Annotated in this window: 19 protein-coding genes; 3 read left to right on the forward strand and 16 right to left on the reverse strand. The window is 46.6% G+C overall.

What is annotated here, in order from left to right; all coding sequences use genetic code 11:
• Window position 1: 1 nt before the first annotated feature.
• The 5 genes from MHH91_RS14480 to MHH91_RS14500 form a co-directional block, all read right to left on the reverse strand.
• Window positions 2-1,411 carry a replication initiation and membrane attachment family protein gene (locus MHH91_RS14480; protein ID WP_013353145.1) on the reverse strand — a complete coding sequence of 470 codons (1,410 nt, stop codon included), beginning with the start codon at window positions 1,409-1,411 and terminating at the stop codon, window positions 2-4.
• Between the two features lie 110 nt (window positions 1,412-1,521).
• Window positions 1,522-1,980 (reverse strand): transcriptional regulator NrdR, encoded by a 459-nt coding sequence (gene nrdR, locus MHH91_RS14485; protein WP_003152473.1) that lies wholly within the window; start codon window positions 1,978-1,980, stop codon window positions 1,522-1,524.
• A gap of 250 nt (window positions 1,981-2,230) precedes the next feature.
• Window positions 2,231-2,611, reverse strand: coding sequence for an adenosylmethionine decarboxylase (speD, locus tag MHH91_RS14490; protein WP_003152471.1), 381 nt, complete (start codon window positions 2,609-2,611; stop codon window positions 2,231-2,233).
• Window positions 2,612-2,848: 237 nt separating this feature from the next.
• Window positions 2,849-3,871: a glyceraldehyde-3-phosphate dehydrogenase gene (locus MHH91_RS14495; protein ID WP_013353146.1), complete on the reverse strand. Its 1,023-nt coding sequence runs from the start codon at window positions 3,869-3,871 to the stop codon at window positions 2,849-2,851.
• 207 nt (window positions 3,872-4,078) lie between these two features.
• Window positions 4,079-4,465 carry a winged helix-turn-helix transcriptional regulator gene (locus tag MHH91_RS14500; protein ID WP_013353147.1) on the reverse strand — a complete coding sequence of 129 codons (387 nt, stop codon included), beginning with the start codon at window positions 4,463-4,465 and terminating at the stop codon, window positions 4,079-4,081.
• A gap of 183 nt (window positions 4,466-4,648) precedes the next feature.
• Between MHH91_RS14500 and MHH91_RS14505 the strand changes: the two genes are divergently transcribed.
• Window positions 4,649-5,848, forward strand: coding sequence for an MFS transporter (locus MHH91_RS14505; protein ID WP_013353148.1), 1,200 nt, complete (start codon window positions 4,649-4,651; stop codon window positions 5,846-5,848).
• Window positions 5,849-5,905: 57 nt separating this feature from the next.
• On the forward strand, window positions 5,906-6,748 hold the full coding sequence (locus MHH91_RS14510; protein WP_013353149.1) for an aldo/keto reductase: 843 nt from the start codon (window positions 5,906-5,908) through the stop codon (window positions 6,746-6,748).
• 39 nt (window positions 6,749-6,787) lie between these two features.
• Here the strand turns inward: MHH91_RS14510 and coaE are convergent, their stop codons facing one another.
• From coaE to MHH91_RS14560, 10 genes are all read right to left on the reverse strand, one after another.
• A complete protein-coding gene (gene coaE / locus MHH91_RS14515; protein ID WP_013353150.1) occupies window positions 6,788-7,381 on the reverse strand; it encodes a dephospho-CoA kinase in 594 nt (197 codons plus the stop codon).
• 14 nt (window positions 7,382-7,395) lie between these two features.
• Window positions 7,396-8,028 carry a sporulation membrane protein YtaF gene (ytaF, locus tag MHH91_RS14520; RefSeq protein ID WP_013353151.1) on the reverse strand — a complete coding sequence of 211 codons (633 nt, stop codon included), beginning with the start codon at window positions 8,026-8,028 and terminating at the stop codon, window positions 7,396-7,398.
• A gap of 136 nt (window positions 8,029-8,164) precedes the next feature.
• Window positions 8,165-8,995: a DNA-formamidopyrimidine glycosylase gene (gene mutM, locus MHH91_RS14525; RefSeq protein WP_014470812.1), complete on the reverse strand. Its 831-nt coding sequence runs from the start codon at window positions 8,993-8,995 to the stop codon at window positions 8,165-8,167.
• 24 nt (window positions 8,996-9,019) lie between these two features.
• Window positions 9,020-11,659: a DNA polymerase I gene (polA, locus tag MHH91_RS14530; protein ID WP_013353153.1), complete on the reverse strand. Its 2,640-nt coding sequence runs from the start codon at window positions 11,657-11,659 to the stop codon at window positions 9,020-9,022.
• 245 nt (window positions 11,660-11,904) lie between these two features.
• Window positions 11,905-13,644 carry a two-component system histidine kinase PnpS gene (gene pnpS / locus MHH91_RS14535; RefSeq protein WP_014470813.1) on the reverse strand — a complete coding sequence of 580 codons (1,740 nt, stop codon included), beginning with the start codon at window positions 13,642-13,644 and terminating at the stop codon, window positions 11,905-11,907.
• Entirely contained in the window at window positions 13,637-14,356 is a 720-nt protein-coding gene (locus MHH91_RS14540) for a response regulator transcription factor (protein WP_013353155.1), read from the reverse strand. Before MHH91_RS14540 ends, pnpS begins: the two co-directional genes overlap by 8 nt.
• A 215-nt stretch (window positions 14,357-14,571) precedes the next feature.
• The gene (mdh, locus tag MHH91_RS14545) at window positions 14,572-15,510 is read right to left on the reverse strand and encodes a malate dehydrogenase (protein ID WP_003152455.1); all 939 of its coding nucleotides are present in this window, start codon (window positions 15,508-15,510) and stop codon (window positions 14,572-14,574) included.
• 46 nt (window positions 15,511-15,556) lie between these two features.
• Entirely contained in the window at window positions 15,557-16,828 is a 1,272-nt protein-coding gene (gene icd / locus MHH91_RS14550; RefSeq protein WP_013353156.1) for an NADP-dependent isocitrate dehydrogenase, read from the reverse strand.
• 160 nt (window positions 16,829-16,988) lie between these two features.
• On the reverse strand, window positions 16,989-18,107 hold the full coding sequence (citZ, locus tag MHH91_RS14555) for a citrate synthase (protein WP_013353157.1): 1,119 nt from the start codon (window positions 18,105-18,107) through the stop codon (window positions 16,989-16,991).
• A 335-nt stretch (window positions 18,108-18,442) separates the two neighbouring features.
• Window positions 18,443-18,907, reverse strand: coding sequence for a DUF441 domain-containing protein (locus MHH91_RS14560; protein WP_007408072.1), 465 nt, complete (start codon window positions 18,905-18,907; stop codon window positions 18,443-18,445).
• Window positions 18,908-19,004: 97 nt separating this feature from the next.
• On the opposite strand from MHH91_RS14560, the gene ytvI reads away from it, so the two are divergent.
• Window positions 19,005-20,120 (forward strand): sporulation integral membrane protein YtvI, encoded by a 1,116-nt coding sequence (gene ytvI, locus MHH91_RS14565; protein WP_013353158.1) that lies wholly within the window; start codon window positions 19,005-19,007, stop codon window positions 20,118-20,120.
• Window positions 20,121-20,151: 31 nt separating this feature from the next.
• On the opposite strand, the gene MHH91_RS14570 is transcribed toward ytvI, so the two are convergent.
• Window positions 20,152-20,535, reverse strand: coding sequence for an FxsA family protein (locus MHH91_RS14570; protein ID WP_013353159.1), 384 nt, complete (start codon window positions 20,533-20,535; stop codon window positions 20,152-20,154).
• Between the last annotated feature and the right edge of the window lie 45 nt (window positions 20,536-20,580).

Genomic DNA, 20,580 nt, shown 5'->3' on the forward strand with positions numbered 1-20,580 from the left:
CTCAATAGGCAGAGTATTTTTTCAGTTTTTTCATTTCTTCCATCATTTTTTTCTTCTGTTCTTCAAGATCCTGTGCGGAAAGAGCCGGCTGTTCAGGCTTATTCCCGTTTTCTTCTTCTTTCATCCAATCAGGGCGTTTTTCTTCCCGGACGGTTTTTTTGCCGCGTGCCGCGCCGTTTGTTTTGCCGTCCGCCCAATCAAGATATTGCCTATGCTCTTCTATTGCGAGCTTCATAGCTTCCCGCACCGTTTTGACTTTCTTTCTGGCCCAGTGGGCGGCGATTTTTTGGATATAGTTTTTGGACAGCTTCATATCCGTTTTCAGCATGACATAATAAATCAGCACATTGGTGACACCGGGCTCAAGTTTCTGTTCGAACATAATATCCGCTATGATCTGCAGGTCGGCTTTTGACGGCTCGGTCCCGTCCGCAATGTCCTGGAGCAGCTTTCTCGGCGAAATGGTCTCAAGCTGTGCAATGAGTTCTGTATTCAATGAATCTTCCTTTTCCGCCTTGTTTTCTCTCAGACGGACAGGCTGTGTTTTATCAATCAATTCCGGGAGCTTCCCGCTTCTTTCAATTTGGTACCAGTCGCTGGCCGCTTTCCTCAGCGCTTCGGCCGTTATCGTATCCTGTTCATTAATTGCCGTCATAACGACGTGCTGCATGGAGATAGGATCTATTCCGTATAAATACGAAAGCTTTTTAATACTCTCCCGCACGTCCTGTGTGATTGATTTGCGCGGTATCATCGTTTCTGATAATCCCGCTAAAAACAGCTCAAAATCAAACACTTCCTCCGTCACCGTATAGGAAGGCGCTTGTCCGACAGACGCCGTCTCATAATCCTCGGGGAGGTTCATCGCTTCTTCCATATCCGGCGTCATCTTCCACTCACTCGGCTGGAAAGAGGCAAAGGCGTGATTAAACGGCCGCGTAATTTCCCTTGCGCCTTCGCCGACGGAAGGATGCGTGTAAAATTGTCTCAGCTGCTGGTATTTCGTTTTACCGACTCTGTTATAAAGAAAGACGTTCAGCATGCCGTCTTCAAAAAATTCATTCGGTCTGAGCGGGGGCAGCAGCTCATAAATAAACATCCGCTCCTTTTGCTCGGACTCGCGGATATACACTTTCAGCAGACCGATTCCTTCAAGCTTTCCCTGTTCATGATGAATCTTTTTTAAATTTGACTGCATCATACCCATCAGCTGTCTGTGCGTGGATTCCGATCCCCACAAACGGTTCTGCTCAAGCTCCCCCCATAAGGTCATATACAGGGAGAATGCAAAAGAACCGATCAGCGGCTGGTACAGATGTGTCAAAACCTGTCTGTCGACATCCTGAAGAAGCGAACGGCTTTTGACCGTATAAGGATCTACAGGCAATACGTCATTCCAATAGTCAGCCATGATTCTCAAACCTTCCGATATGTTTCTACTCTCATTTTACACCGTTTCCGCAATCTATCAAATGCCAATTTTGCTCATGAGAAAAGAGCCAGACACAATCTCTTAGCTCTTTAGCGTTCTTTCTTTATTAAATCTTTCAATTCATCGATAAACACGTTTATATCCTTAAACTGCCGGTAGACGGAGGCAAAGCGGACATAAGACACCTCATCGATTTTCGCCAGGCGGTCCATCACCATTTCTCCGACGAGTTCGCTTTTGACTTCAGATACGCCTTGGTTTCGCAGCTCTTTTTCAATGTCAAAGCACATGTCTTCCAGTGTTTTTAAAGGAACGGGTCTTTTTTCACAAGCTTTAATTAACCCGCGCAGCATTTTTTCACGGCTGAATTCTTCCCGGACGCCTTCTTTTTTCACGACGATCAGAGGCATCTCTTCAAACTTCTCAAATGTAGTGAAGCGGTAATGGCAGGCTTCGCATTCCCGCCTTCTGCGGATTGATTTCCCTTCGTCCGCAGGCCGTGAATCAAGTACGCGGGAACCGTTATGCTGGCATGAAGGACATTTCAAATTGGATCAGCTCCCATCTGTTTCGTTGCTGTAATGCGGTTCGCAAGCTTCCGGTAAATGCCCGCCAACGTTTCTAGGATGAGCCTATTGTGTTGGGAGAGCCGATAGACCGGCCTTATCTTTCTCTATTTTACAAAAAAAATGCTTAAAGAAAAAGCAATGCTGTTTTTTTACATTAGAAAAGGAGCATCAGCCTCAAAGCGCGTAATGGCTTTTTCAGCTTAGCTCCCTTGTGTGTGCGTTTTGAAAATTACAGTACTTTCGCTTGTGCCTGTTTAATCTGTACAGGCCCCATTCCTCTCGGTATTTCAATGTTTTCTCTTGTATCTGCATGTAATGCGTCCGCAATGTAATCAGCAGCCACATTAGGATCCAGGTCTCCACAAGTATAAACATCAATGCTTGCATATCCGTGTTCAGGAAAACTGTGAATCGTTAAATGTGACTCAGAAATAATAACGACTCCGCTTACGCCTTGCGGTGCAAATTTGTGAAATGCGACCTCGCGCACCTCAGCTCCTGATTTCAAAGCAGCATTTACAAACGTTTTTTCAATAAAATCCATGTCATTGAGCTTATCAAAATCGCATCCCCACAGCTCGGAGATGACGTGACGCCCCATTGTTTCCATAATCATGGACCCCCCTTAACAAGAATTAAAAAAGTGAATTTCCGAGAACTGACCCGGCTATTTACCACGGGGGAAAGTTAGTCCGGAGAGGTCCTAACCCTTTAAGTAATTCCGAAGCAGTCACGAGCAAGAAGTTCACGAAAGATAGTATACTGTGTTTAAGTTTATTTTGCAAGAAGTGTTTTTTGCGAATATGCCGTTAAGGGTTTTTTCTAACAAATGTCCATGATCTTTATTCTACACAGCTGACGGGTGTTTCATTCGCGCGGCCACGTGACGGATAAGATCAACGACCCGGCAGGAATATCCCCATTCATTGTCATACCAGGCGAGCACCTTTACTTTTCGGTCTTCCATCACCATTGTTGTCAGTCCGTCAATGATCGCGGAATGTGAATTCGTATTATAATCCGAAGACACGAGCGGCTCATCCGAATAATCAAGAATTCCGTACATTGACGTCTTTGCGGCTCTTTGGAAAGCGGCATTCACTTGCTCGGCCGACACATCTGTTTTCAGATCGCAGACGAGGTCCACTAATGACACATTGGGAACGGGAACCCGTAAAGCAAGGCCGTGAAGTTTTCCTTTCAGATGAGGGAGCACGAGCGACAGCGCTTTTGCGGCGCCTGTAGAAGTCGGAATGATGGATTCTCCGCACGCTCTCGCCCGCCTCAGATCTTTATGCGGGTTGTCGATATTTTTTTGGTCATTCGTATAAGCGTGAACAGTCGTCATCAGGCCGCTTTCAATTCCGAATTCCTGATCGAGCACTTTGACAACCGGCGCGAGACAGTTTGTCGTGCAGGATGCATTTGAAATAATGACATGTTCATCCGGATTGAATTGCTCTTCATTGACTCCCATGACAATGGTAACGTCTTCATTTTTGCCCGGAGCGGTTAAAATGACCTTCTTCGCCCCTGCTTCAATATGGCTCATGGCTTTTTCTTTTGAATTAAATTTTCCCGTTGCCTCTACGACGATGTCTATTCCGCACTCTTTCCACGGAAGCTCTCTCGGATCCCGCCGATTGAACAGCATAATATGTTTACCGTTGACGATCAGACTGTCTTCGGCGGCCTCGACTTCTTGATCGTATCTGCCGTGGATTGTGTCATACTTTATCAAATGAGCAAGCGTTTCCGGGGGATAGCTTGCATTAATGGCTGTTATTTGAATTTGATCATCTTCCATTGCTTTTCTGAACACCATTCTTCCGATTCTTCCAAACCCGTTGATTGCTACTTTTACCTTCATGCTCAGGTCACCCCTTTTTAATATGCCACTCTAATTAATTTTTAATTATATATAGTATAACACATTAAAAGAAATCCGCCAGTACAACTTGATAAAAATCCACCCTTATACCGATCAATATGTTGTTCAATCGGTTTTTTTGCATATAAAATGATCTTTTTTCCATAAAAAAAGCAGGATCAGCGTCTCATCCTGCCTGCTTTTTTCTTATATTTGTTCCGGATCTTTAAATTTGTCATTTAAAATGCTGTCCTCTAAAACGGAAGACACCTCGCCGTACCGTTTAGAAATATGCATCGCGCCCCAGTCGCACAGCGCGTTTAAAATTCTTTCCAGACTGTGCCCGTATTCACTCAGCTCGTATTCGACTTTCGGCGGCACCTGATTGTACACGATCCGGTTGATGACGCCGTCTGCTTCCAGTTCCCGCAATTGCTGTGTCAGCATCTTCTGGGTAATCTCCGGCATAAGCCGCTTCAATTCACTTGTCCGCTTTTTCCCGCGCATGAGGTGGCAGAGGATCACACACTTCCATTTTCCGCCGATCACTTCAAGCGTCGCCTCTACGGATATATTGTATTTTTTCTTCAGCAACGGTAATTCCTCCTCATCTATAGGAACTAAAAAGTGCCTATGGCACTTAAAAGTACGTTCTTTTCAATGACGCTTCTATCAATCATAATGACATTTGCCGGATGAAAAGGGATGTACTCTTATACTTATATCGTTTACCCGGCATCATTTCAACCATACATTATCGACCAAGGAGGAAAACAGATGTCTTCACATCGCCAAAGCTATTTACCAGCGCTGCTGGCATTAGCCGTCAGCGCTTTTGCGATCGGCACAACCGAATTTATCAGCGTCGGATTGCTGCCGCTTATATCTCAGGATCTGCATATACCCGTGACAACGGCGGGCCTTACCGTTTCCATGTATGCTCTCGGCGTGACATTCGGCGCGCCGGTTTTAACTTCTCTCACATCCGGCATGTCGCGGAAAACGCTGCTGCTCTGGGTCATGTTGATTTTTATCGCCGGAAATATACTCGCGGCGAGCGCGTCTTCAATCGGAATCTTATTGACAGCGCGGGTCATTACGGCGTTTTCCCACGGCATTTTCATGTCAATCGGGGCAACAATCGCCGCCAGTATCGTACCGGAACATAAAAGAGCAAGCGCGATTTCCATTATGTTTACGGGGCTGACGGTGGCTACGGTGACCGGCGTTCCGTTCGGCACCTATCTCGGCCAGCAATTCGGCTGGAGGATTGCGTTTGCCGTCATTGTCACGGTAGGAATCATTGCCTTCCTTACAAATGCGCTTCTCGTTCCGTCAAATTTGCGTAAAGGGACGAAGACCGCGTTTTCCGAGCAGGTAAAACTCGTCACGAACGGACGGTTATTGCTTTTATTTATGATTACGGCGTTAGGCTACGGCGGAACGTTTGTCGTGTTTACGTATTTATCCCCGCTTCTTCAGGAAGTAACCGGCTTTCAGAAAGAAACCGTCGCAGCCGTCCTGCTTGTTTACGGAATTGCAATCGCCATCGGAAATATGATTGGCGGCCGATTATCAAATCGAAATCCGCTGAAAGCATTGCTTTACATGTTCATTGTCCAGGCAGCTGTGCTGTTTGTCTTGACTTTTACCGCGCCGTTTAAAACAGCCGGGCTGATCACCATTATTTTAATGGGGCTGTTGGCGTTTATGAATGTGCCGGGACTGCAGGTATATATTGTGATGCTCAGTGAACGTTTTGCCCCAAGCGCCGTTGATACAGCATCAGCATTAAACATCGCGGCATTTAATGCCGGAATCGCGATCGGCTCGTTTGCCGGCGGAGTCATTACAGACTCAATCGGGATCATTCATACCGCTTGGATCGGGGCGCTCATGGTGCTCAGCGCGGTCGTGTTAACCGGATGGAGCAGGAAGCTTGAAAAGCGGGATCACATCATCCCTGAAAGGAGGTGAGTTTTTCTTCAGGCATTTTGATCTTTTCAACAAACAAATAATTGGAGGAACATATACATGACAACACATTTACAAGCAAAAGCAACATTGCATAACGGAGTAAAAATGCCTTGGTTTGGCATCGGGGTGTTCAAAGTGGAGGAAGGCGCAGAACTCGTCAATGCGGTGAAAACGGCATTGGTGCACGGCTATCGCAGTGTTGATACCGCCGCGATTTACGGTAATGAAGAGGGTGTCGGTGAAGGCATCCGCCAAGGATTGCAAGAAGCGGGATTAAAACGTGAAGACATTTTTGTCACGTCAAAAGTATGGAATGCCGATTTAGGATATGAAGAAACGTTAAAAGCGTTTGACATGAGCTTAGAGAAACTCGGTTTAGACTATTTAGATTTATATTTGATCCATTGGCCTGTCGAAGGAAAGTACATTGATGCGTGGCGGGCGCTCGAAACCCTCTACCGCAATGGACGCATTAAAGCGATCGGGGTCAGCAATTTCCAAATTCACCATCTGAAACATCTTATGAAAGAAACGGATATTAAGCCGATGATCAACCAGGTGGAATACCACCCGCGCCTGACACAGAAAGAACTGCAGGCATTCTGCGCCGAACAAGGCATTCAGCTTGAAGCGTGGTCGCCATTGATGCAAGGCCAGCTGCTTGATCATCCCGTCTTACAGGAGATCGCTCAGAAGTACGGCAAATCAGCGGCTCAAGTGATTTTGCGCTGGGATTTGCAAAACGGTGTCATTACCATTCCGAAATCAACTAAAAAACACCGTATTGAAGAAAATGCAAATGTCTTTGATTTCGAACTGTCAGCTGAAGATATGAAACGGATTGATGATCTGAACGAAAATCTCCGTGTCGGTCCGGACCCTGACAATTTTGATTTTTAATCCAGAAAAACACCGTTCGGCTTCCCGAACGGTGTTTGTTTATGCCCAGCTGCTCAATATTTCCTCCAGCTGATGCTTTGTATGTTCAAGACTGCCGCTGTTATCAATGACGGCGTCAGCTTTTTTTGTTTTGTCCGCTAAAGGCATCTGCGACGTTATCCGGCTCATCGCTTCTTCTTCTGTAAGAGAATTCCGCTCCATCAGCCGTTTGAGCTGTATGTCTGCCGGTACGGTGACGACGAGCACTTTGCCGACAAGATAGTCAAGCCCGCTCTCATACAAAAGCGGTATATCTAAAACGACGAACTGCTCTTTTCGCGCAACAGCCTCATCCCGCTGTTTCATCATTTCCGCACGCACCGCCGGATGAACGATCTGATTCAGCGTCAGACGCTTCTGTTCGTCCGTAAAAACGATGGCACCGAGTTTTTTTCTGTCAATCCCGCCGTTTTCCAGCAGGATTTCTTTTCCGAACGCTTCAACGATCTGTCCGTAAGCCGGCTTTCCTTTTTCCACCGCCTGTTTTGCGATGACATCCGCATCAATGACTGTAATCTTTTTGTCGATCAGCATGCGCGCTACTGTGCTTTTGCCGCTGGCGATGCCTCCCGTTAAACCGATGACCAAGCTCAAAAAGCCCACTCCTTCTACATTTTCCAAATCCCGATGATAATCAGCAGGACTCCCGGCAAAAATGTCATTTTATCTATCCAATTCCATCTTGAAAAGAAATGCCCCGCGTTTATGCCGAGTGAAACAAACAGCGAGCTCATCACCCCGACGGTCACGCTCATCATAACCGGAGAAAAGCCGAGAATGGCTGCTCCCATGCCGGCGCCAAACGCGTCGATTGATAAGGCGATACCGAGCAAAAGCGCCTCGACTCCGTTAATGGTTCCGGATTGATCAATATCAGCGCTGGTCGGCTTTTTCAAAATGTGAATCACGATGCCGAGCGATTTCACTTCAAGATTAAGTAACGTTTTTTCATGCAATAAGTAATCCGGCTCTTTAGCCGGTTTAAAAAATTGATAGATGACCCATGCCCCGATTCCGATTAAGATCAGCCCGCCCAGTTTCTCCGTGACGGATACGGGAAAAATCTTTGTCAGAAAATGGCCGATCAGCATGGATATAAACATCACAGAGGCTGAACAGCAAGCGATCACGGCAATCGCTTTGAACGGGATTTTCATTTTTCTCAATCCGTACGTAAACCCGACTGAAAAACTGTCCAAGCTGACAGCAAAAGCCAAAAGCAGCAAAGAAACAATCTCCATATCCGTTTCTCCCTTTCTCTTGATCGGCAATTGTGACAAATGCCTATTGGGTGAATCACAATATATATATGGAGAAAGGTCATCAACTGTGTTAGAAAAAAGTCATTCTTCCGGCGTCCGCTTGAACAGCTTCAGTTTATGATTTTTTTTGGCATCGGGCGCAGAAATGCGTACCTCTTCCGCCGACCACGATTTTAGAAATCATCGTGCCGCACGTCTTGCACGGCTCATCTTTTTTGCCGTATACGTAATGTCTGAGCTGAAACATTCCGATCTCTCCTTGGGAATTGATATAAGACCGGACGGTGCTCCCGCCCGCGTCAATCGCTTCCTGAAGGGTGTCTTTAATTTCTGTATGGAGCTTTTTTATCTGCCCGTCTGACAGACTGTTCGCTTTTGTCTCAGGATGAATCCCCGCCCGGAATAAAGCTTCATCGACATAAATGTTGCCGAGGCCGACGACCGCTTTTTGATCGAGCAGAGCGGTTTTCACCGCGCGGTTCGTTTTGGCGAGCCGCTCTTTTAAATAGGCGGCGGTAAATGCTTCATCGTCAGGCTCAGGCCCGAGCTGTGAAAGCGGTAATGCAGTCAGTTCCTCTCCCGGCGCAAATAAATGCATCGTGCCGAATTTCCGGACGTCCCGGTAGCGGAGCTGTGTTCCGTCCGTCATGTTAAATACGACGTGCACATGTTTATCGTCAGGCTCATCGGCCTGGTGAAGACCGTATTTCCCCTCCATCCGGAGATGGGAGACCATGACATAATGATCCAGATGGAAAAGCAAAAACTTTCCCCTTCTCCCGATGGATCGGATTGTTTCTCCTGCAATCTGCCGCGCGAATTCCTCCGGCTCGGCGGGTTTTTTGATGATATTCGGCCATCTGATGTCGGCCGATTCAATCGTTTTCCCTTTCACAAGACCGGTCAGAGTGCGCCGGACCGTTTCAACTTCTGGTAGTTCCGGCACAATCATCACTTCCTTTTTTTCTGTTTATTTTGCATCGTACCAAGACGGGCCTGAAGCATAATCCGCCTTTAACGGCACGTCTAAATCCAAAGCATGTTCCATCACTTCAGGAACCAGCTTCTCTAATATTTTAATTTCTTCCTTAGGCGCTTCAAAAATCAATTCATCGTGCACCTGCAGCAGCAGTCTTGCCTTCAGATTTTTCTCTTTCAGCTCAGCTGCCATATCAATCATGGCTTTTTTAATAATATCGGCGGCGCTGCCCTGAATCGGCGTATTCATGGCCGTGCGTTCCGCAAAGCTCCGCAGGTTGAAGTTGCGGCTGGTCAGCTCAGGGATATAACGGCGGCGCTGCATGAGTGTCGTAACATATCCTTTTTGCTTCGCTTCCTGCACCGATTCTTCCATATACGCCTTGACACCCGGGAAGCTCTCCAGGTAGCGGTCAATAAAAGCGCCCGCTTCTTTCCGGGTAATGCCGAGGTTTTGCGACAGACCGTAATCACTGATGCCGTAAACGATGCCGAAATTGACAGCCTTTGCCTGGCGGCGCATCGCTTGTGTCACTTCATCTTCACTGACATGAAACACATCCATTGCGGTTTTTGTATGAATATCCATGTCATTCGTAAACGCCTCAATCAGATTTTCATCTTTAGAAATGTGCGCAAGCACCCTCAATTCAATTTGTGAGTAGTCGGCGGCAAAAATAAGCCAGTCCGGTTCTGACGGAACGAAAGCCTGACGGATTTTGCGCCCTTCCTCCAGCCGGATCGGAATGTTTTGCAGGTTCGGATCCGTTGAGCTGAGGCGCCCGGTTTGAGTCAATGCCTGATTGAATCGTGTATGCACCTTATGAGAATCCTTGCGCGTGACTTTCAGCAGCCCTTCTATATAGGTCGATTGAAGTTTGCCGATTTGTCTGTATTGCAGAATATAAGCGACGATATCATGTTTGTCGGCAAGCTTCTCCAGCACATCGGCTGAAGTGGAATAGCCTGTTTTTGTTTTCTTCACTACCGGCAGGCCGAGCTTGTCAAACAAAATGACGCCGAGCTGTTTTGGTGAATTGATGTTAAACGGTTCACCGGCGATGTCATGGATTTTTTCTTCATATTCTTTCAGTTTCGCGCGGAGCTCTTCACCCATTCGCTTCAGTCTTTCAACATCCACTTTAACGCCCATAGATTCCATTTCTCCGAGAATCAGCGCAAGCGGGAGTTCGAGATCTTCATACAGTTCAAGCTGATTATTTTCTTTGAGCGCGTGCAGCAGCTTATCCCGGAGGCTGTTAACGGCAGCCGCTTTTCGCGCGAGATGGTCGGCAAGCTCTTTTTCAGCCGGAACGGCGTGCTTTGCGCCCTTTCCGTAAACCGCTTCGTCTTTGGAAACGATATTCAGCCCGTATTCTTTCGCAACGCTCGCGACATCGTCGTACGAATTGCCCGGGTTAATAATGTAGGCCGCGAGAAGCGCGTCAAATTCCGTTCCCTTCAGCTCAATTCCCTGCCAGCGCAGAGCGACGACGGAGCGTTTACTGTCAAACACCCACTTTTTCTTCGACTCATCTTCAGCCCAGGATTTAAACGCTTCGGACTGAATGGCTGTTTCTTTCGGAATATAATAAAGGCCTGTTTCATTCACGATGGAAAAGCCGAGAATCGGTTCTTCATGATAGTTATCACCGATTTGTTCGACGACTAAAGCGGACGGCGAAACGAGCATGTCTTCGGTGATTTCTTCAACCGTTTCAACATCGATGTCCTCAAAGTCTTCTTCCGCAGTTTCTCCGCTTTCTTCACCGAGCCGTTCAAGAAGCGTGTTAAAACCGAGGTCTTTAAATATGGCGACAACTTGTTCACGGTCAAACCCTTGATAATCTAAATCTTCGAGCTTGACTTCAATCGGCGCATTTGTCATAATCGTCGCCAGCTCTTTGCTCATCAAGGCTTGTTCTTTATATTCCCCGAGCTTTTCTTTTAATTTTTTTCCGCTGACTTCATCAATTGAATCAAGCAGTTTCTCAACGGAATGGAACTGCTTTAAGAGCTTAATCGCGGTTTTTTCTCCCACGCCGGGAACGCCCGGTATGTTATCGGATGAATCCCCCATTAATCCCTTCATATCAATAATTTGCAGAGGTGTCAGACCATACTTTTCTTCGACGTGCTCCGGCGTGTAATCTTCCACGTCGGTAATGCCTTTTCTCGTAATGGCAACGGTCGTTTTTCCGGTGGCAAGCTGCGTTAAGTCTTTGTCTCCGGAAAATACCTTTACTTCGAAGCCGTCTTTTTCAGCAGATACGGCAAGCGTGCCGATAATATCATCCGCTTCGTATTCAGGAAGCTCATAGCGGCTGATGTTGTATGCATCAAGGAGCTCGCGGATGAACGGCATCTGTTCTGAAAGCTCCGGCGGCGTTTTTTGTCTTCCGCCTTTATATTCTTTAAACGTGCTGTGGCGGAAAGTCGTTTTTCCCGCGTCAAAAGCCACCAGCATGTGGGTCGGTTTTTCATCCTCCAGCATTTTCATTAAAATCATAGCAAAGCCGTATACGGCATTTGTATGAATGCCTTTTTCATTGCTTAAAAGCGGCAATGCAAAAAACGCCCGGTACGCCAGACTGTTTCCGTCGACAAGCACTAATTTTTTTCGTTCCGTCATTCAATATCCTCCTAAGAGCAAAAGCTCGTGATTCCTCTGGTTTTAATCTCACAGCTTCTCTTATTTTAACAAAGTTCAATTTGAAAGGAAAATGAGCGAACCCCGAGAAAACGCAAAAAAGGACGGGAACAAGGAAACACGTTCCCGCCGTCAAAATTGGCTCCTTGGATGAAGGGGTTCTGTTACATCCTAACAAGATAGGTTTAACAGGTCATGAAGAAAATGTTAATCCTTTGTAAAGCTGATCACGCTTCCGGCGGCCGCTTCAGCGTCACGGTAAACACAGTCCCCTGTCCCGGCTCGCTTGTGACCTCGATATGGCCTTCATGGGCTTCTATTAAGTGCTTCACGATGGCGAGGCCGAGCCCCGTTCCGCCAGAGTTGCGGCTTCTGTCTTTATCCACACGGTAGAATCTCTCAAATATCCGCGGAATCTCTTCCTTCTGAATGCCGATTCCCGTATCGGACACTTTGATATCGACAACGGTTTCTTTCACGTTTACCGAAATTCCCACCGTCCCTTTTTCAGGGGTATAGGTTAAAGCATTGTTCGCCAAATTCAGAAATACCTGCTTCAGCCTGTGCGCATCACCCGTCACAAAAATCGGCTCTTCCGGGAGGTCGAGCTGAAAGCTGATGCCTTTTTCCGCAGCCTTATGCTGCAAAAGCGCTTCAATTTCATGCAGAATTTTTGCGGCGTCAAAGGATTCTACACGCATCGTAAAGTTTTGCTGTTCCATTTTGGATAAATCCAATAAATCCTGCACGAGCGATTGGAGCCGTTCACTTTCTTTCAGAATGATAGAAAGAAAGTCTGAAAGCGCCTTATCGTCTTTCATTGCCCCGTCTAACAGCGTTTCCGTAAAGCCTTTAATGGAGGTGATCGGCGTTTTCAGTTCATGGGAGACATTGGCGACGAAGTCCTTTCTTATCTGCTCCAATTTTTTAATTTCCGTCATATCGTGAAAGACGAGAACGATGCCCTTCCATTCATCATCAGGACCCATGATCGGAACGCCGTCAACTTCAAAGTACCGCCGTTCAATGTTGATGGGCAGTCTGAGCAGCTGGCATTTTTTCGTCTCCGTCATAAATATATCTTCGACAAGCCGAATGATTTCCTCATGCTCAAACGCATCATGATAAAGGCGGCGAAGCAGACGTTCAGGCTTTGTATGAAACTGCTTCGTGTACGACCGGTTCACGAGATTAATAAAGCCTCTTCCGTCTATTAAAATCAAACCGGAACCGATATTTTCAATGACGGTTAACAGACGGTCGCGCTGCATATCCTGCGTTCTCGTCATTTCCATCAGATCGACCGCCAGACTGTTCATCGCACGCCCGAGACGGTCCGACCGCCTTGCGTAACCGCTGTAGGAGCGGGCGTCATAATTCCCTTTGGACAGCTCCGTCGCCACTTTTGTCGCGGCGTCGATTGATTTTTTGTAACGGGACGTCATGTTTGTATAAAAGAAAACGATAATGATAAAAGCGGTACAAAGACTTGCCGCCAGCATGCCCCACATTTCTCCGGTGATGCTTGAACCGCCGTTGATCTCCGAAGAAACGACTACATATCCCGCCGTTTGCCCGGTGTCATTTTTCACGGCAGTCCCACGGATCACTTTGCTTCCCGCCTGTATGGCCGCCTCATTTTTATTGTGAGACATGAACTCCTTTACGGCTGAATCATCGGCATGACTGCCGGAATGATATACGGTGTCACCCTTCTCATTAAGCACGGAGACGTTTATACCGAGGGTGCGGCCGGCGTCGTGAATCACCGTGTCATTGCTTTTATTGCCGATTCGGCCGGTGTCAAGAAGGCCCGCTATGTATACCGCTTCCTTTTTTAGCTGATCCGCCGTTCTTTCTTTAGCAGATGAAGAAATAAGCTGCTGTAGAAAAAGGCCGAGAACACTGAAAACCAATATGATACATACAACGAGTAAAGCGAACAGACGCACACGGACTTTATTCATTCATTTTTGGCTCCTCCAGTTTATACCCCAAACCTCTGATTGTTTTAATATAAATGGGTTTTTTGGTATTTGATTCGATTTTGTCGCGCAAATGGCTGATATGAACGTCGACAATCCGGGTATCCCCGGCAAAATCATAGTTCCAGACCGCGCTCAGCAGAAGATCCCTCGTCAGCACTCTTCCCTTGTGTTTTCCTAAATACAGAAGCAGTTCAAATTCTTTAGGCGTCAATTCCAGCTGTTCTGACTTGAAGTACGCTTCGTAATGCTCCGGAAGAATTTTCAGCTCGCCGATGAGGATCTTCCCGTCCTTTTCCTCTTCTCTGCCTTGTGACAGTGAAGAAATGTCAGCCCTTCTTAAAATGGCTTTTACCCGCGCAGTGACTTCCCGCGGACTGAATGGCTTTGTCATGTAATCATCCGCTCCGAGCTCAAGTCCCAGCACCTTATCAAACTCCTCATCTTTTGCTGTCAGCATCAAGATCGGAACCATCATTTTCTGCTGTCTGAGCTGTTTACAGACGTCGATTCCGTCCACTTTCGGCAGCATGACATCCAATACGATTAAATCCGGATTTTCTTTCTCTGCCTGTTCCAGAGCCTCTTCTCCGTCTGATGCGGTAATGACATCATAGCCGGACCTTTCCAGATTATACTGTAAAAGAGTAACGATAGATTGTTCATCATCTACAACTAAAATTTTTTTGTTCATGCTGCGCCCTCCGCTGTCTATTTTCCCCGACATCCAATTTTCTCTATTTTATGTGTTGCATATCACTTTATGATTTCATTTTATCCAATACTGCCCGTTCAGACAATTCGCCTTTTTGATCATTTTCAGAGAAAGGATCGTTCAGGGAAAAAGAAAACGCTTTCATTAATTGTAAAAAGAGGAAGGCTTCTGATTCGGAAGCCTTCCCTTTTTTCTTATGACAATACTTTCATCACGTTTTTGACAGATTCAACTGATTTACTCAGCTGCGCTTTTTCATAGTCTGTCAGTTCAAGCTCGATGATTTGCTCTAGGCCGTTTCCTCCGATAATCGTCGGTACGCCTAAGTAAATGCCTTCATGACCGTATTCGCCTTCTAAGTAAGCGATGGTCGGAAGCACGCGGCGCTGATCTTTCAAAATGGCTTCTACCATTTCAGTCAGTGATGCAGCAGGCGCGTAGTAGGCGCTTCCGTTTCCGAGAAGGTTGACGATTTCCCCGCCGCCTTTTCTTGTGCGTTCTACAATCGCATCAAGACGGTCTTTCGGGATAAGCGTTTCAAGCGGAATGCCGCCCGCATAGGAATAACGGACGAGCGGAACCATGTCGTCACCGTGTCCGCCAAGAACAAAGCCGGTCACATCTTTTACTGACAGGTTTAATTCTTCAGCGACGAACGTTCTGAATCGCGCAGTGTCAAGCACTCCGGATTGGCCGATGACGCGCTCTTTCGGGAAGCCTGATTCTTTGTACACCGCATATGTCATCGCATCAACAGGGTTTGTTAATACAACGATGATGCAGTCAGGAGAATATTTCACGATTTCACGTGTGACGCTTCTCATGATTTTTTCGTTTGTAGATACGAGATCATCACGGCTCATGCCTGGTTTTCTGGCAATTCCGGCAGTGATAACGACGATATCAGAACCGGCTGTGTCCTCGTAGTTGGACGTACCTGTGATTTTCGCGTCAAATCCTTGAACCGGACTTGCTTCGAGCATGTCAAGCGCTTTTCCTTTTGTCGGGTTTTCTAATTGCGGAATATCAACGAGCACAACATCCGCAAGCTCTTTTTGAGCTGTAAGAAAGGCTGTTGTCGCTCCCGTAAATCCTGCTCCGATAACAGAAACTTTACTGCGTGTTTTTCCCATGATTCTCTTCTCCTTTTTTTGGCTTCATTAGAAGTCTGCTTTAGGTTCAGTCCATGTTTTTGATGAGCTCTTCACCGAACTCTGAACATTTCACTTCGGTTGCACCGTCCATTAATCTAGCAAAATCGTACGTTACTACTTTTGAAGCAATCGTTTTTTCCATAGATTTAATGATCAAGTCAGCAGCCTCATTCCAGTTCAGGTGTTCAAGAAGAAGCACTCCTGAAAGGATGACGGATGACGGGTTGACCTTGTCAAGGCCGGCATATTTAGGAGCCGTTCCGTGAGTCGCTTCGAAAATCGCATGCCCTGTTTCATAGTTGATGTTCGCTCCCGGCGCGATTCCGATTCCGCCTACCTGAGCGGCAAGCGCATCAGAGATATAGTCTCCGTTTAAGTTCATTGTCGCCACGACGTCGAATTCGCTCGGGCGGGTTAAGATCTGCTGAAGGAAAATATCAGCGATGCTGTCTTTGACGATGATTTTCCCTGCTGCTTCCGCTTCGCTCTGCGCTTTATCAGCTGCTTCTTTCCCGTCTTTTTCGACAATGCGGTCATATTCAGCCCAAGTGAATACTTTATCTCCGTATTCTCTTTCAGCAAGCTCGTAGCCCCAGTTTTTAAATGCCCCTTCAGTGAACTTCATGATGTTTCCTTTGTGGACAAGTGTAACAGATTTACGGCCGTTTTCGATCGCATACTCAATGGCGGCTCTGACTAAGCGGCTTGTTCCTTCTTCAGAAACAGGCTTGATTCCGATTCCTGATGTTTCAGGGAAACGGATTTTGTTAACGCCCATTTCATTTTGCAGGAAGCTGATCAGCTTTTCAACTTCTTCAGAACCTTTCGCATACTCAATTCCGGCGTAAATATCTTCTGTATTTTCGCGGAAAATGACCATATCTGTATCTTCAGGGCGTTTGACCGGAGAAGGCACTCCTGTGAAATATCTGACAGGGCGCAGACACGTAAACAAATCAAGCTCCTGTCTCAGCGCTACGTTCAAAGAACGGATACCGCCGCCGACAGGTGTCGTCAGAGGCCCTTTGATCGCGATGAAGTACTCTCTGATGTCTTCCAGCGTTTGGGCAGGGAGCCATTCACCTGTTTTATTATAAGCCTTTTCACCGGCATAAACTTCTTTCCACGTGATTTTTTTCTCGCCTTTATATGCTTTTTCAACAGCGGCTTCCAAAACTTTAGAAGCGGCATTCCAAATATCAGGGCCTGTGCCGTCGCCTTCAATAAACGGGATGATCGGATTATTTGGTACGTTTAATACTCCATTAGAGACTGTAATTTTTTCACCTTGTGACACAATATTACCTCCCAGTATGTAATTCATATTTAGAAAACATTTTATTTTTCTTGTATAAAAAATAAAATGATTTTTCTCAAGATTCTATCAAAATTGTAAACCAACCCGGGCTTGATTAACAAGAGGCTAACGACATGAAAATCACCAGCCTCCCGTTTGATCAGGCTCTTTCATCAATCGGAACAAAAGTCTGCTTATCCGGACCCGTGTATTCAGCGCGCGGGCGGATGAGGCGGTTGTTATCGTATTGCTCAAGAATGTGCGCGATCCATCCTGACATTCTGCTGACCGCAAAGATCGGCGTGAACAGATCGTGATCAATGCCGAGACTGTGGTAGACAGATGCGGAATAGAAATCAACGTTAGGCGGAAGTTTTTTCTCCGACGTCACGATTTCTTCGACACGGATTGACATGTCGTACCATTTGCTTTCACCCGTCAGATTCGTCAGGCGTTTGCTCATTTCTTTTAAATGTTTGGCGCGCGGGTCCCCATGCTTATACACGCGGTGCCCAAAGCCCATTACTTTTTCCTTTTTCTCCATTTTGCTGCGGATATAAGGCTCGGCATTTTCCACTTCGCCGATTTCTGTCAGCATTTTCATGACGGCTTCATTGGCTCCCCCGTGAAGCGGCCCTTTTAAAGCGCCGATGGCGGCTGTGATGCCTGAGTAAATATCGGATAAGGTGGCGACGCATACTCTCGCCGTAAATGTTGATGCATTCAGCTCATGATCCGCATGAAGAATGAGCGCTTTGTTAAACGCTTCCACTTCGATCGGAGAAGGCTCTTCACCGTTTAAAGTGTATAGGAAATTCTCCGCGATTCCGTACTCTTCCTTCGGTTCAACGGGATCAAGCCCTTTACGGATTCTTGAGAAAGCGGCGACAATGCCCGGCACCTTCGCCTGCAGGCGGATGGCTTTTCTGTAGTTCGCTTCCGGATTCATGACATCGGCTTCACTGTCAGTCAGACCGAGTAATGAAATCGCTGTCCGAAGCGCCGCCATTGGATGTACGTTATTGAGGGGATAGGATTTGAAGTGCTCAATGATTTCTTGTGGAACGGCAGCTTCTTTCGCAAGCTGTTTTTTCAATTCAGCAAGTTCCGTTTTATTCGGCAGGCGCAGATGCCACAGCAAATAAATGATTTCTTCAAAACTTGCATTCTCTGTCAAGTCGTCAATATCGTACCCTACATATGTAAGGGTATCGTCGATAATAGAGCTTACAGATGATGTTGTTGCTACAACCCCTTCAAGACCGCGTGTTGCTGTCATATTCAACCTCTCCTTTTCAATCAAAATTCCCCTTTAAAGAGTATATAAAACATACGGCTTACTTAAAATGAGTCATGCAAACAATCCCTTTCCCCTTTAAGAAAATGCTTACATTTCACTGGTTGCGGTTACATAACCGATATGCTTATAGAGGAACATAACAAATTCTTATAAGCTTATTTAAGTTTAAGCCTATTCTTATTATAAACAATAATCAGACATTTGTTAAATGTTTACCTATAATTTTTTTTTCTTTCTCGCACATTTTCTTGATTTTACGCGGTTTTTTCATCTTTTTCCGCAAAAAAAAAGCAGCTTTCAGCCGCTTTTTTACTTTACGAAGTGAATATTTTAACGATTTGCATGGCCAAGTAGGCGATTCCGGCGCCGATTAACGGACCGACGGCGACGCCTCCGAAAAGCGCGACGGCAAGTATCGTGCCGATGACCAGCGCCGTTGTAATATGAGGATCGTTTTCCAATAGGGTGAGACCGTTTTTGGCGATTAAGGCAACGGCGATCCCGGCACCGAGCGCGATCCACGCGTAATACGATTTCATCGCTTCTCCGAGCTGTTTAAAACCGATATCACCCGTAGCAATCGGCACTAAAACGGCGATTGTAATGACAGTAACCCCCCAGTTGATTCCTTTTGACTGAATAACCGGAAACAGTTTCTGGTCAAGACCGACAGCTTTTATCACGATAAGAAAGCCGACGGCAAAAAGCAATGACTGATTTTTGGCTATCAATGCGATGGCCAGCAATAATAGTAAAAATAAATTCGCCTGTGTAAACATCCTGAAAGCACCATCCTTTATCATAACTGTATTCATATCCTTTTTTTTGACGAATAAACTAATGTAATAGGACGTGCCGACCGAGAGGAGGATCGATGTGAATCCGCACTATGCAACTGTTTTTTTCCGCGCGCTGTTTGTACTCGCTGCGGCCGGCGGCGCTTTAGCGGCCGGTTACGCCTCATTCCCGTTAACTTATCCGTTTCTGATCGCCCTTATTCTGTCATCGGCGATCATACCGGTTGTTGACTGGCTGGACAAACTGACGGGTCTGCCCCGGTCAGTCAATACAGTCATTGTCCTGGTCTTCTTTTTGCTGATCCTTCTTGGCGCGGCGACCTTTCTGGTTGCGGAAATCATTTCGGGAACCGCTTATCTGGCTAAAACGCTCCCTCCCCATATCAGCGCCTTTATGACATATTGCGAAGAGCTGTTCACTTCCCGCATTCAGCCATTGTACCACGAGCTGACCGTCTTATTTAACGGGCTGGAAACCAATCAGCAGGCATCAATCGTGACGCATATCCAGACGCTCGGTGATACAGCCGCTAAAAATGCGGGGCTGATGCTTTCACATCTTTTGGAACTGGTGCCGAAATGGATTGCCTTCCTTCCCAATACAGCAGCCGTCTTCGTTTTCGCAATGCTGGCCACCTTTTTTATGACAAAGGACTGGCACAAGCTGAAAGCGCTGCTTTATTCCATTCTTCCGGAACGGGTTTCGGCAAACGCCAAGGCCGTATCGGGAGAGCTGAAAAAAGCGATGGCAGGTTTCATTAAGGCGCAGGCCGTGCTCATCCTTTTTACGATGATCATTGTCTTTATCGGACTTTTTCTTTTAGGGATTGAGCATGCGGCAACCATTGCCTTTTTTATCGGACTGGTGGATCTTCTCCCGTATCTCGGCGCCGGATCGGTATTTGTTCCTTGGATTATGTATTTGGCCATTGCCGGACAGCTTCCTCAAGCGATCGGCCTCGGTATTTTATATATTGTGGTTCTCATTCAGCGCCAGCTGACGGAGCCGAAAATTCTAAGCAAGTCGATCGGTCTTGATCCGCTTGCGACCTTAATCGCCCTGTTTGCCGGCTTTAAGCTGTTCGGAATTTTAGGACTGGCTGCGGGGCCTGCACTGCTTGTTTTCATTCAGGCATTTATCACAACGGGCGCTTTAAAAGAAATATGGGCCTATATTACTGTTCAGTCCAAATAAAAACAGCAGCCCTGTAAAAAGGCTGCCGTTTTTATTTGATAATGATCCGCTTGTTTTTTGACATTCCTCTCAGCCATTTGAACAAAAGCGGCTTCATGCGGTTCCGAGTGAACGGAATCAGAAGACAGGCCCCTGCAATATCGGACAAAAAACCCGGAAGCATCAAAAGCAGGCCTCCGATAAAGACGCATATCCCGTCCAGAAGCGCTTCCCCCGGCATTTTGCCGTGCTGCAGATCGCGCATCACCCGATGATACACATCAGTTCCCTGTCTTTTTGCCACCAAGGCGCCTAACACACCTGTCAAAATGATGAGAAGGACGGTCGGAAAAACGCCGAGCCATTTTCCCGCCAGCAGAAACAAGCCGATTTCAATCGCCGGACACACGATAAACAGTAAGAATAAAACTCTCATTTTTCTGCCCTCCTGCCCTTCTAAAAAGCGTGTCACCGCCCGCAT

Source organism: Bacillus sp. FSL K6-2819, from assembly GCF_038008305.1.
In the GTDB taxonomy this organism is placed as follows: domain Bacteria; phylum Bacillota; class Bacilli; order Bacillales; family Bacillaceae; genus Bacillus; species Bacillus amyloliquefaciens.